Origin of the sequence: Streptomyces sp. NBC_01244 (assembly GCF_035987325.1) — a bacterium.
Classification (GTDB): Bacteria; Actinomycetota; Actinomycetes; order Streptomycetales; family Streptomycetaceae; genus Streptomyces.
Window position 1 is genome coordinate 86,465 of sequence record NZ_CP108489.1, and the last position, 12,237, is coordinate 98,701.

General features: G+C 71.7%; 10 protein-coding genes and 1 pseudogene. 8 read left to right on the forward strand and 3 right to left on the reverse strand.

Annotated features, from left to right (window positions below; all coding sequences use genetic code 11):
• Window positions 1–29 precede the first annotated feature (29 nt).
• A complete protein-coding gene (locus OG247_RS42795) occupies window positions 30–278 on the forward strand; it encodes a hypothetical protein (protein WP_327257910.1) in 249 nt (82 codons plus the stop codon).
• An 83-nt stretch (window positions 279–361) separates the two neighbouring features.
• Here OG247_RS42795 and OG247_RS42800 read toward each other — a convergent pair whose 3' ends face one another.
• Window positions 362–2,155, reverse strand: coding sequence for a hypothetical protein (locus OG247_RS42800; protein ID WP_327257911.1), 1,794 nt, complete (start codon window positions 2,153–2,155; stop codon window positions 362–364).
• Window positions 2,156–2,402: 247 nt separating this feature from the next.
• Here OG247_RS42800 and OG247_RS42805 point away from each other — a divergent pair, with 247 nt between their 5' ends.
• Window positions 2,403–3,206 (forward strand): aminoglycoside N(3)-acetyltransferase, encoded by an 804-nt coding sequence (locus OG247_RS42805; RefSeq protein ID WP_327257912.1) that lies wholly within the window; start codon window positions 2,403–2,405, stop codon window positions 3,204–3,206.
• A gap of 2 nt (window positions 3,207–3,208) precedes the next feature.
• Here the strand turns inward: OG247_RS42805 and OG247_RS42810 are convergent.
• Together OG247_RS42810 and OG247_RS42815 are read right to left on the reverse strand one after the other, a co-directional pair.
• A pseudogene (locus OG247_RS42810) lies at window positions 3,209–3,730 on the reverse strand (GNAT family N-acetyltransferase); the annotation flags it as partial.
• A 46-nt stretch (window positions 3,731–3,776) separates the two neighbouring features.
• The gene (locus tag OG247_RS42815; protein WP_327257913.1) at window positions 3,777–5,702 is read right to left on the reverse strand and encodes an acyl-CoA dehydrogenase family protein; all 1,926 of its coding nucleotides are present in this window, start codon (window positions 5,700–5,702) and stop codon (window positions 3,777–3,779) included.
• Between the two features lie 269 nt (window positions 5,703–5,971).
• On the opposite strand from OG247_RS42815, the gene OG247_RS42820 reads away from it, so the two are divergent.
• From OG247_RS42820 to OG247_RS42845, 6 genes are all read left to right on the forward strand, one after another.
• Window positions 5,972–6,646 (forward strand): ScbR family autoregulator-binding transcription factor, encoded by a 675-nt coding sequence (locus OG247_RS42820; RefSeq protein ID WP_327257914.1) that lies wholly within the window; start codon window positions 5,972–5,974, stop codon window positions 6,644–6,646.
• Between the two features lie 728 nt (window positions 6,647–7,374).
• A complete protein-coding gene (locus tag OG247_RS42825; RefSeq protein ID WP_327257915.1) occupies window positions 7,375–8,475 on the forward strand; it encodes a bifunctional DNA primase/polymerase in 1,101 nt (366 codons plus the stop codon).
• Window positions 8,472–10,022 (forward strand): DNA primase family protein, encoded by a 1,551-nt coding sequence (locus tag OG247_RS42830; RefSeq protein WP_327257916.1) that lies wholly within the window; start codon window positions 8,472–8,474, stop codon window positions 10,020–10,022. The genes OG247_RS42825 and OG247_RS42830 overlap by 4 nt, the downstream gene beginning before the upstream one ends.
• The gene (locus OG247_RS42835; RefSeq protein WP_327257917.1) at window positions 10,019–10,411 is read left to right on the forward strand and encodes a DUF6009 family protein; all 393 of its coding nucleotides are present in this window, start codon (window positions 10,019–10,021) and stop codon (window positions 10,409–10,411) included. Before OG247_RS42830 ends, OG247_RS42835 begins: the two co-directional genes overlap by 4 nt.
• Window positions 10,412–10,633: 222 nt before the next feature.
• Window positions 10,634–11,422 carry an MBL fold metallo-hydrolase gene (locus tag OG247_RS42840; protein ID WP_327257918.1) on the forward strand — a complete coding sequence of 263 codons (789 nt, stop codon included), beginning with the start codon at window positions 10,634–10,636 and terminating at the stop codon, window positions 11,420–11,422.
• A gap of 529 nt (window positions 11,423–11,951) precedes the next feature.
• The gene (locus OG247_RS42845) at window positions 11,952–12,155 is read left to right on the forward strand and encodes an acyl-CoA carboxylase subunit epsilon (RefSeq protein WP_327257919.1); all 204 of its coding nucleotides are present in this window, start codon (window positions 11,952–11,954) and stop codon (window positions 12,153–12,155) included.
• The last annotated feature ends 82 nt before the right edge of the window (window positions 12,156–12,237 follow it).

Sequence of the window (12,237 nt, forward strand, 5' to 3'; positions counted from 1 at the left end):
CCCACCCCCGGCACGTTACGGAGCCCCGTATGCCCACCCACCTGACGGTCAGCATCAGCATGACCGAGGATGCCCCCTCCTCGGCGGCCCCCGAGACCACGGCCGTACGCCTCGTGTCCTGCCTCCCCGCGTCGTGGACGGTGGTCCCCCTCTCGATGACCACCCGCTCCGCGACCCTGTCCCTGACCGCCCCGGACGACACCCGGGCCACGGCCGTCCTCGAAACCCTGGACACCGCGCTGTCGGCCCCGGCCTTCACCGGCTGGATCCGCGGCTGACCCGCCGTCACCCCCCCCCGACCACCCGCAGGCCGCTCTTCCCCCACAAGCGGCCTGCGGGTGCGTTTCGCCGCCCGGCCCGGTCAGGCCTTCGGCGGTACGAGCATCCGCTCGGTGCCGAGACGGTTCGTGCGGGTGTTCTCGTACAGGCCGGTCTCGCCGTCGCTCCAGCGGACGACGAGGTCGTCGGCGGGAGCGTCACCGGTGTACCGGCCGGCGGTCATGAGGACGCTGTGGGGCCAGGTGCGGTTCGGGCCGCGAACGGGGCGTTCGGGGCCGAGACCGCGGGTGGAGATGCCCGGGTGGTTGCCGAGCGCGCCGTTGGACCAGCGGACCACGAGGTCCCACTTCCGGTTCCCGGAGAACTGCCCGGCGGCGAGCAGGGCGGCGCCCTTCCAGGCGGGGTTCGGGGCCTTGAGCCGGTGCTCCCGGCCGAAGGTGCCCGCGCCCACGGCGGTGTGGAGGGTGAGTTCGCCGTCGGACCAGCGGACCACGAGGTCGGTGACGTAGGTGGAGGCGTTGAAGCGTCCGGCGGCGATCTGGGTGGCGTGCCTCCAGACGGAACCGGCGGGGGCCATCTCTGTGCCGCGGCCCAGGCCGTGGGAGCCGACATCGGCGTGCAGGGTCATCCGGCCGTCGGACCGGCGGACCAGGAGGTCGAACTGGTCCGAGCCGGTGAAGTCGCCCGCGGTGACGGCGGCGGCCGCCTTCCAGCCCGCGTTCGGTGCCATGAGCCGGCGCTCCGACAGGAAACCGCCCCGGCCGTCACCCGGGAAGAGGGTCACCTCGCCGTCCGTCCACACCACGAGCAGACCGCTGCGGCCGCTGCCGGTGAAGTCGCCGGAGGCCATGGCCCTGGCATGGGTCCACAGCTCACCGGAACCGGGCAGCGGGAGGCCGGCCGCGGAACCCGGGTAGGGCGGCCGGGAGAGGGAGCCGGGGGCGCGACCGGAGTCGGCGTCCTCGTACAGCTCCCGGGCCTCCTTGCCGTACACCGGCGCGTAGGTCACCCAGGAGTCGTTGCCGCCGCCGTGGTGGCCGCCGGTGTTGCCGATGACCTTGCCGGTGCGGCGCGCGGCGTCGTAGTCCTTGATCCAGGGGCCTCCGGACACCCCGCCGTAGAAGCCCTTGCACACCATCCGCAGCTGCCGGAAGCCCCGCAGCCGCGTGGTGGGCACATCGCACCGGACGGCCTCGTGGCCCTTGTTCACGCGGGAGGCGGACGGATAGCCGACGACGGTCACCCTGTGCTCGTACGTGCCGACCGGCGTGAAGGTCAGCGCCCCGGTGACCTTCTCGACCCGTCCCCTCGCGTTCGGCTCGACCAGGACGAAGGCGAAGTCCAGGTCGGACACGGCGGCCCTGCCGTGCACCCGGTACCGGGGATCGGTGTAGACGCCGCCCTTGGCCCTGACCGGGAAGATGCCGAACGGCTGGGCGGCGGCGGTCTTCCCGTGGCGGTAGCGCGGCACGAAGACGGCGCGGTTCGCCGGCTGTCGCATGCCGACGGCGCAGTGCCCCGCCGTGAGCACCATGCTCTTGCCCGCGCTGCGCACGACGCTGCCGGTGCAGGAGGTGTCCGCCGTGCCGATCCCGGCCTGCCGGTAGAAGAAGGTCCCCACCATCGGCATGCCGCCGAAGTGGACTCCGGTCGGAGTGCCGGAGGGCGCGCGGGCGCCGGCCGCGGCCCGGCTCCGGGCGGCGTCGGCGGGCACGGCCGCGGCCATGCGCTCGGCCGTCCAGTACGCCTCCGCGGAGCGGAGCCCGCCGGAGGGCGCGGGCGGGGCGGTCGCGGAGGGCGCGAGCCCGGCGCCCGGTAGGGCCGCCAGGACGCAGGCGGCGGAGACGACGGAGACGGTGAACCATCCGGATCCCAAAGAACCTGCCCGCCTTCCGCGTGAGGTGACCCCGTCCGAGTGCCGAGTGCCGAGCCGGCCGGCAAGACCGTCGACGGACAAGAAAGAGATCACACGAGCACGCCGGGGACGTGGACGGGCGCGTTCGCCGCGCTGGCGCTGCTCCGGATGCCCTGGCGGGAAGCACCCTGGACGACGGGGCGGGACCGGCGTCCTTGAATGGGGTGGTGCGGGGGCGGCGGGGCCCCGACACTGACCCCTTGTGTCCATGAACCCTCAGACCGGACCCCTCTGTACGCGCGATGCGCTCGCCGCCGAGCTGCGCGCGCTCGGCGTGCGCCCCGGTGAAACCCTCCTCGTGCACTCCTCCCTCAGCTCGCTCGGCTGGGTCTGCGGCGGCGCCGCCACCGTCGTCACGGCGTTGCTCGATGCTCTCGGCGACGCGGGGACCCTGGTCGTGCCGACGCACTCCGGCGACAACTCCGATCCGGCGGAGTGGGGGAACCCGCCGGTGCCCGAGGCGTGGTGGGCGGAGATCCGTGCCTCGATGCCACCCTTCGACGCACGCACCACGCCCACCCGCGGCGTCGGTGTGGTCCCCGAGGCCGTCCGCACCTGGCCGGGCGCCCTGCGCAGCGGCCATCCGCAGACCTCGTTCGCCGCGGTGGGCCCGCGCGCTGCCACGATCACGGACGGCCACGCGCCGGATTGCCGGCTCGGCGAGCGCAGCCCGCTCGCCCGGCTGGAGGAAGCCGGGGCGCGGATCCTGCTGCTGGGCGCGGGCTTCGAGTCCTGCACGGCGTTCCACCTGGCCGAATACCGGGTTCCCACGCCGCAGGTCGACAACTCCTTCGCGGTCACGACCCCGCAGGGCCGACGCTGGATCACGGTGCGCGACACGTCGGTCTCCTCGGACGACTTCGAGGAGCTGGGCGCGGCCTTCGAGAAGGAGCGCCCGGTGGTACGGGGGAAGGTGGGCGGCGCGGAGGTCCGGCTGTTCGCCCTGGCGGACGCCGTTGCCTACGCGGAGGAGTGGCTGCCCGGCAAACGGCCGCAGGCGCCTGTGGCCTGACGTCAGGACGGGGGCGGGGCCGGGGCGGACAGGCACGTCCCGGCTTGCTGCCGTCCGGCGCGGCGAGCGATCCGCTCCTCGAGCCGCTCGCGGCAGTCGGGCCATTGCGCCGCGGTGACCGAATAGATCGCGGAGTCGCGGAGCAGGCCCTCTTCGCCCGGTGCCCACGACGGGGACCAGTTGCGGAGCACGCCCTCGAAGCGCGCACCGGCTCCCTCGATCGCGGCGCGGGAACGGGTGTTGCGGGTGTCCGTCTTCAGATCGAGCCGAGCCACGCCCCAGTTCTCGAACGCGTGCCGGAACAGGAGGTACTTGGCCTCGGTGTTCAGCCCCGAGCCCTGGGCCGAAGCCGCGAGCCAGGTGAAACCGACCTCGATCGCATACAGTCCCTCCCCGGTCGGCCACGGCCGCGGGTGCCAGTAGGCGGTGACCCCGACCGCCCGCCCCGACGCCAGCTCCACCTGCGCGTACGGAGCGAGCTGCCCCTCGGTACGCCGGGCGAGCTGGGTGTCGCAGCGGTACCCGTGCGCCGCGAGCAGCGAGTCGGCGGCGCGACTCGCGGTGGCCGGGTCAGGAGGTGGCGCTCCTGCGGTAGTGGTCGAGGTAGTCCGCGTTCGCGATGGGGACCTCGGCGAGGAACTCGTCCGGCAGGTCGAAGGCGTCCACGAGCGTCATCATGTGCGGGGCGAGCTCCGCGAGGACGGCGTCGATCGTCTGGTGCAGCCCGAGTACGTGCTGCACCGTCAGCCGCTGCTCCGCGAGCAGGTCGCCGGTGTGCTGGCGCAGCTGCTGGAGCAGGAACAGCCAGCACAGGTTCGTGAGCAGCTTGCGGGTCGCGGGATCGGTCGCCTGCTCGGCCGCCTCCAGGAAGGCGTCGGCAGCCATCCGGCCCGCATGGGCGGAGACCATCTCCAGTGCGGCGCCGGAGGACTCGTTCCAGCGGCCGATCGGGTCCCCGGAGGGGCCCTGGCGCAGCGCGGTGCGGGCGCGCGTCTGCCAGGTCCCCACGACGGAGGCGAGCAGGTCGCGCAGGAAGCGCAGGTCCGTCAGGTCGCGTTCGGCGGCCGGCAGGGGGTCCGAGGCGAGGGGGTCCGCCTGGTTTTCGAAGAGCATCTCGGCGGCGGCCTTCACCCAGATCACCAGGTTGTCGCCCTCCGCGGTGATGCCGCCCTCTATGTTCCCGGGCAGGTCCGAGATCCTGTTCTCCGGGAACAGGCCCTGCGCGCCGCACCGTTCGCGGGACTCGGTGGTGATCTCCCGCGCCTGCCAGGTGATCCAGCCCTTGGCGATGGCGATCATGCGCTCCACCTCCTCGCGCTCCGATTCCTCGTGCGCGACGAAGCGGTCCATCACCGCCCGGTGCAGGAAGGTCATGGCGTAGGCGTTGGCGAGGGAGTGCAGCAGCCGGCCGTGGTGGCTGCGGTGGCCGACCACCGGGATGCGCTGTCCGCTCTTCGGGCCGCTGACGTGCCGGTGGTGCGCGTAGCGCACCGCGATGGCCAGGGCGGCCCGGGCCATGCCCAGGGTCCCGGCGCTCATACAGAGCTTGCCCATGGTGACGCGGTTGACGGAGCGCAGGAAGCGCTTGCGCCGGTTCCCCAGGGAACTGGTCAGCGTGTCGTCCTCGTCCAGCCGGCCGTGGTCGGCCTCCAGCATGGCCTCGCGCGGCAGCCATACGTGGTCGAAGGAGGTGAGGCAGTGGTCGACCGGCGTTCCCGTGCGGGGCGGCAGCTGGCGGACGGTGACCCCCGGCAGGTGCCCGTCCTCATTGCTCAGCGGGGTCAGGAACAGGAAGATGCCCTGGTCCTCTCCGTCGACCATGAGCCGCGCCGCCACCACGGCGCTCTTCGGGCCGCCGATGAGGCTGGTGTTGGGCATGAACTTGCACGCGCCCGGATTGGGGGTGTTGAGGACGAAACCCCCGGTCGTGGGGTCTAACGCGGCGACGGTCTGCAGTGAGGCGACGTCGTTGCCGTGTGCCATCTCGGTGCACAGGAAGGTCCCGACGCGCTTCATCGAGGTGAAGGTGGACAGGTCCCGTCCGTAGCAGTCGTGGTCGAGCAGACTCCCGATGAAGAGGTTGTAGTGGATGCTCGCCAGGGTGCACAGGCCGCCGTCCACGAACCCGGCCCACTCGTGGAGCCCGGCCAGCAGACGGGGGTCGTGCGCCAGCGCCGCCGGATCGTCGACCGTGCTGTTGACCAGGCGCAGACGGTCGTAGGAAACCGCCGTCCGCTCGGCCGGAGTCAGGTCCGGAAGGTAAGGGAAGAGCGAGCCGGCGAGCAGTCTTCGCCAGCCCCCGTGCACCCGCTCACGGTCGTCGCGGTCGAAGAGCAGGTGGGTCAGTTCCCGAGTGGCAGACCTGGGGCCGGGCTTGGTCGAGCCCTGCTGAACAGGCAGAACAGGCAGAAGGCTGATCGGGGTGGCGGGGTGGTCACCCCCACCACCCGTGCTGCTCCGAAAGGTTTCCGCGTACCCAAGCGTCAGTGCGGTCATCGGACCATCCCCCATCAGGAACCGAAGTGCAGGTTGCGGCTGGGGGCAAAGATACGAACTAACCGGTTTTGTTTACAAGGGGGTTGGGGTAAAAACCGGTGACCTGGTTTTGTTCATACGAAATGTGGACGCTATAGTCAGGGGTACCTGGTCAGAATTAGACTGAACAGTGATGATATCGGACGGTGACAAACCGGTCACGTACTGTAAGCACGGGGAGAGTGCGAACCTCGCGGTTTGTTCTTGGCTCGGATGGCAGCGGAGGGTGTATGGCGCGGCAAGAGCGAGCCATTCGTACACGGCAGAAGATCCTGGTCGCGGCGGCGCAGCTGTTCGACGAGGTCGGCTACGAGGCCGCGACGATCTCCGAGGTGCTCAGTAGATCCGGGGTGACCAAGGGGGCGCTGTACTTCCACTTCACCGCGAAGGAAGAGCTCGCCCAGGCCGTGCTGGCCGGCCAGGTGGGAGCCCTGCCGCCGGTACCCGAAACGGAACTCCTCCTGCAGCGGAACCTGGACGAGGCACTGGTCCTCGCCTACCTGCTGTGCAAGGGCGATCCGATGGTCCGGGGCAGCATCCGGCTCACGGTGGACCAGGGTTCCCCGATCGACGGCCTGGACCGCCGCATCCCCATGCAGGGCTGGATCGACCACACCGCGGTGGTGCTCGGCCTTGCGAAGGAGCGTGGGGAAATCCTTCCGCACGTCGACATCGAGGCCACCGCCAAGATGTTCACCGGCACCTTCACGGGCGTTCAGGTGCTCTCGAAGATCATGACCGGGCACGCGGACATGGTGGAACGGGTGATCGACCTGATGCGGACGTTGTTCACCGCGATCGCCACGCCGGGGGTGCTGGTGCGCCTCGACTTCGCCCCGGAACGCGCGGAGCGCGTGTGCGAGGAAGCCATCAGGCTGCGCGATGAGGCCGCCGAGGCGGCCTGATCGCCGTCGGATGACCGGCGGTCCGGAGAGGGACCGCCGGTGCGGGGGCATATTTCCGACCGCCACGACCCGCGCCCGCACTTCGCACAACTCACGCACAGCGCTTCCCCCTTCGCCCCCGGTCACCGTGGGGAAGAGAAAATATACCGGCTACGCTGTTTTTTCCAGAGCCAAGGCGACCCGGATCCGGCCCGGGTGTCGTCGTCCCCGGAAGCGGACCCGGAAGCGGACCCGGAAGCGGAACCCCGGCGAGGGGCGGCCCCGGGGGCGTTGAGTCGCTGCTCGTCACCCGCTCAAGAGCGGGGGCAGGGGGGCTCGAGCGGGTAACGGCTGAGGCGCAGCGACTCAGCGACCGTTGAGTCGCTGCGCGCGGAAGTGGAAAACCCCAGGTCGGATTGGTTCCGTGGGCCGGACAGCGACTGAAGCGACTCACGGTCCGGGTATATGGGGACATTGGCGCGTGCGCCTGTGCGTGTGTGTGCGTCATATAGGGGGACCTTGAGTCGCTTCAGTCGCTGTTTCGCGGTGCACGGGTCTGTGACCTGGTGTTTTGTGAGCGACTCCAGCAGCGACTGAACGATCCTCGATCGCTGTGCGGTGGGTCGCTCGGTCGCTGGAGCGCCGCGTGAATGCGTACAACTGTTCAGGGCCATATCTCTCTCGTCCCACGAGAGTTTCGCTAGTGTGATTTTGGGCGTGAGTCGCTTCAGTCGCTGACGGGGGAAGTAATGGCAGCTGAGCTGCGGGTTTCGCGCAGCGACCCAGGGCAGTTCACGAGTGCCGCGGCGGTTGCCCGGTGGTGTGCGCGCCGGGGCTGGCCGGTTCATCCTCTGGCCCCGGGCCGCAAGACCCCCGTGGGCAACTGCGCCGCGTGCCGTGCGCCCGGACACGACCGGGGAGCGTGCGGCTGTCTGCGGGCGGGCCGTTGGTGCCACGGGTTCCACGCGGCCACACTGGACTCGGACCGGATCGAGCAGTGGTGGGGCGCGCGCCCCGGGCACGGCGTCGGCGTTGCCTGCGGGCCCGCGGGCCTGGTCGTCATCGACATCGACGCGCACGAGCGGGAGTTGCCCGGCCGGGACCGTCTGCTGCCCGGCGTCGGGATCTCCGCCGGGATCGACCTGACCGGACTGGCCAACGGATTCCACACCCTGGGCGTGCTGGCCGCCCTGCGCGGCGTCACAAGCCCGGCGGACGACTCCTCGACCCTGCGCGTGCGCACTCCGTCCGGGGGCCTGCACGTCTGGTACCGGAACGACGACGGCCGCCGCTGGCAGTGCTCCGCCGGCTCGGGCGGGGCCCGTGCCCTCGCCTGGCAGGTCGATGTACGCGCCTGCGGCGGGTACATCGTGGCTCCCGGGACCGTGACCCGTGCGGGCGTCTACCGGCCCGTGGGATCCGCCCGTGAACCCGCCCCCCTGCCGTCCTGGCTCGCCGGGGAACTGGAGCGCACCGGGCACCTGCCCGCCGCTCCCGCTCGCGCCGCCGCGGGGCCCCGGCCCGTACCGCCGCGCGCCCGGCAGGCGGTCATCGCGGCGGGCGGCGGCCGTGGTGTCTCGGAGCGGATCCTGGCGGGTGTACTGGCCGAGGTCGCCGCGTGCGCGGCGGTGCCCGAAGGGGCGGCCTTCTCCGAGAAGTTGAACCGGGCCGCGTACACCGCGGGCGGACTCGTCGCCGCGGGGCACGTGACCGAGGCCGCTGCCACGCGGGCCCTGCGGGAGGCGGCCGAGCACGCCCGTCCCGGGCAGGAAGGCCGATGTCGCGCCATCATCCGTGGTGGTCTGCACGCGGGTCGGTCGCGCCCGCTGTCCCCCGGAGGCCGCGTATGAGAGTGGACGACGAGAGCACGGTGTCCGCCTTCGACGTCCAGGCGGTCGCCGCGCAGATCCTCGCGCGGCCCGTCCCGGCCGCCCGGGAGTCCGGGGAGCCTGCGAAGTCCGGGGAAGCGGAGGGCGCGAGCGCCGCCGGTGCCCCGCGCTCCGACGGTGAGGCCACGGCGCAAGGACTGCTGCCCGACACGCTCACCGACCGGGGCAACGCCAAACTGTTCGTCAAGCTCTACCGCAACGACTACCGGCACGTCCCCGGCATCGGCTGGTTCCGCTGGGACGGCACCCGCTGGCAGATCGACGAGGACGACACCGTCGTGTGGGCGGCGGGCGACCTGGCGGAAAGCATCGCCACCACCGACCCCCAGGGGGTCTACACCCCGCTCTCGCTCGCGCAGCACCGCCGCCGCGCGCTCAGCACCAGCGGGATGAACGCGATGCTCACGCAGGCGAAGTCCGCCCCGGGCATGGTGCTCAACGCGGCGCTGCTGGACGCCGATCCGTACGCGCTGTGCACGCCGGCGGGCGTGGTCGACCTGCGCACCGGTCACATCCGCCCCGCCGAGGCCGCGAAGGACTTCCACTCCCGCTCCACGTCGGCCGCGCCGCAGCCGATGCCCACGCCGCGCTGGAACCGCTTCCTGACCGACACCTTCGGCGAGGGGCCGGAGGGCGCGCAGATGATCGACTTCCTGCAGCTGCTGCTCGGCTACTCCGTCACCGGCGACGTCGGCGCGCAGGTGATGCCGTTCCTCTTCGGCTCCGGCAAGAACGGCAAGTCCGTCCTGCTGGACGTGCTGATGAAGCTGCTCGGCGACTACGCCGACGCGGCGCCCCCCGGCTTCCTGATGGCGCGGCCGTACGAGGGCCATCCGACCGACCTCGCCGAATTGCACGGGCGCCGGGTCATCGTGTGCAGCGAGGTCAAGCCGGGCGACCGGTTCGACGAGGCCCGCGTCAAGCTGCTCACGGGCGGCGACCGCATCAAGGCCCGCCGGATGCGTCAGGACTTCTTCAGCTTCGAGCCGACGCACAAGCTGTGGCTGCTGGGCAACCACCGGCCCGAAGTGGGCACCGGCGGCTTCGCGTTCTGGCGGCGCATGCGGCTGATCCCGTTCGAGCGGGTCGTCTCCGACGAGCGGAAGATCGACAACCTGGCGGACATCCTGGTGACCCATGAGGGCCCGGGAATCCTCAACTGGCTCATCGAGGGCGCCCGGCGCTACCTCGGGGGCGAGAAGGACCTCTCGGGCCCCGAGCGGGTCCGTATCGCGACGACGGCGTACGCCGAGACCGAGGACCACACCGGGCGCTTCATCGGCGAGACCTGCCGGTTCGAGCCGGACCTGCGGGCGGAGCAGGCGCTGCTCTACGCGGCCTACAGGGGCTGGTGCCAGCATGAGGGCGCCCCCGCGATCTCTTCCCGGGCCTTCGCGGCGCGCGTGCGCGAGGTGGTGGGGCTGGCGTCGCCCAAGGAAATGATCCTGTCGAACCAGCGCAAGTACTACCCGGGCATCGGCCTGCTCGCGGACGAGGAGACAGCATGAGCGCTCTCATCGCCGAGGACGAGATCGTCCACGAAGTGGACTTCGTCTGGCTCGAGGACATCAGCGGGCTCGACTACGTCCGGCAGAGCCTGGACCGGCTGCCGACCCGGCGCGGCAGGCCCGCGTACCACCGCGACGGCCGGATGGTCGGTTACGCGCTGCTGGGGCCGGGCGCCAAACCGTCCCGCTCCTCGGGGACGTTTCGCCGGCGGGTGTTCTGGCTGCTGCCCCACGACCGCGATACCGCCCCGGACGGGCTGTACGCGACGGGGGCGCCGGCGGAGGCCGTGGACGCGCAGACGCTGGCGCCCGGCAGCAAGGGACACAAGACCGAGCGGTCCGAGGGCGGGCCGATGTCGTCGTCCGCGACGCGGGAGACGCTCCCGTAGGTCCGGGCCTGCGGCTCCGCCCGTCCTCCACGGGGAAAGTGATCGCCGGAGTGATCTCCGGGCTGTACTACCGCGTCAAGGAGCATGACGGCGCCCGGCCCGGGCAGCTTGAGCAGCCCGAACCGGTGAACAGCCCGGTCTGACGGTCGCCTTGCGGTGCGTGGGCCACCGCTCCTCTTTTCCATCCCACCGGTCGAGTCCCATCTTTCAAGGAGCAGTTCCATGACGGAGAACACCGCCGCACAGCTCGCCGTCACCACGGTGGGCGGCCCCACCGTGGTCATCGACCTCGGCGGGCTGCGGTTCGTGACGGACCCGACCTTCGACACCGCCGGTTCCTCCTACGCGTTGGGCCCGGTCGCCCTGCACAAGCTCGCCGGCCCGGCGCTCACCACCGACCGGCTGGGCCCGGTGGCGGCCGTCCTGCTGTCGCACGACCAGCACCCCGACAACCTCGACGGGGCCGGGCGCGCCTTCCTCGAGGAGGTCGCGCTGGTCCTCACCACCGAGCAGTCCGCCGAGCGCGTCGGCGGTACGGGGCTGGCGCCGTGGGCCGAGCACGTACTGGAGCGCCCGGACGGGGGCCGGCTCGTGGTCACCGCGGTCCCGGCGCAGCACGGTCCGGCCGGGACCGAGCCGATGCTCGGCGCCGTCACCGGCTTCCTGCTCGGCGGTGAGGGCCTGCCGACGGTGTACGTCAGCGGCGACAACGTCTCCCTGGAGCCGGTGCGGGCCCTCGCGGAGCGCCTCGGCGGGGCCGGCGTCGACCTGGCGGTGCTGCACGTGGGCGCGGCGCAGCTCGCCCCGTTCGGCCCGACGCTGCTCTCGCTGACCTCCGAGCAGGCGGTGGAGGTGGCCGAGCTGCTGGGCGCCCGCAAGGTGCTCGCGGTCCACCAAGACGGCTGGCAGCACTTCACGGAGGGGCAGGAGACCGTCAGCGCAGCCTTCGAGAAGGCGGGCTCGGCCGAGCGCCTGGTGGTTCCCGCGGCGGGCACCAGCTTCGCGCTCTGACCCCCGGGCCGGGACCCGGCCCTCCCGTACGTGCGCCGGCCTTCGAGCTGAACACGGAGGGCGGCGCGGCCGACGGCGCGTCCCGCCCGGCGCCCCGATCGACTCCGAACAGCTCGCATCTCATCTGCACCGGCGGCAGTTCCGCGAACGCGGAGCGCAGGCCGACGGCTCCGGCCGGTGCCGCCGGGCGTCCATGGACACTCGAGGATCGAGCAGCAGACGCTCGACGTACCTACCGCCGGCCCGCCACGGCCCGGGCGCGTACCCGCCGGGGACCCGCGCTCCGTTTCCGGCCGACCGTCTCCCAAAAAACCCGCGATGCGGTCTGTTAACTGCCTCAGGGTCTCGCGGGAACTTGCGGCGCGCAACGGGCGAGACCCCGGTCAGGACCAAGTCGAGGCCTTCGACACGGCGGGTCCTTCCCGGCGGCGCCGATCACATCGAACCCGATCCTGAGCCCGTCTCGAGCGAGGCGAGAGCGGTCCTTGAGCCGGGTGTCCGACGGTGGCCCGAGACCTGAGGAGGGGCAATGGTCGAGTCGGACACCGGGAAGCTCGCGCTGCGGATCGAGCGCGGGTCGGCCAGCGAGGAAGAGCTGGCCGCGCTCACCGTCGTGTTGTGCTCGGTACTGGCGCAGCGGGACGAGGTGGGCGACGAGGAGTCGCCCGATGCTCCCCTGTGGCGACGCGAGCGCTCCGGCGCCGCCTATCGCTCTCCTTATCACTGGCGGTAGCGCCGGCGATAGGCATCTATCCATGGCTGATCTCGTGTGCCCGCCATACTCTCGTTACAGAAACCGCTAAGGCGGTTTGTTA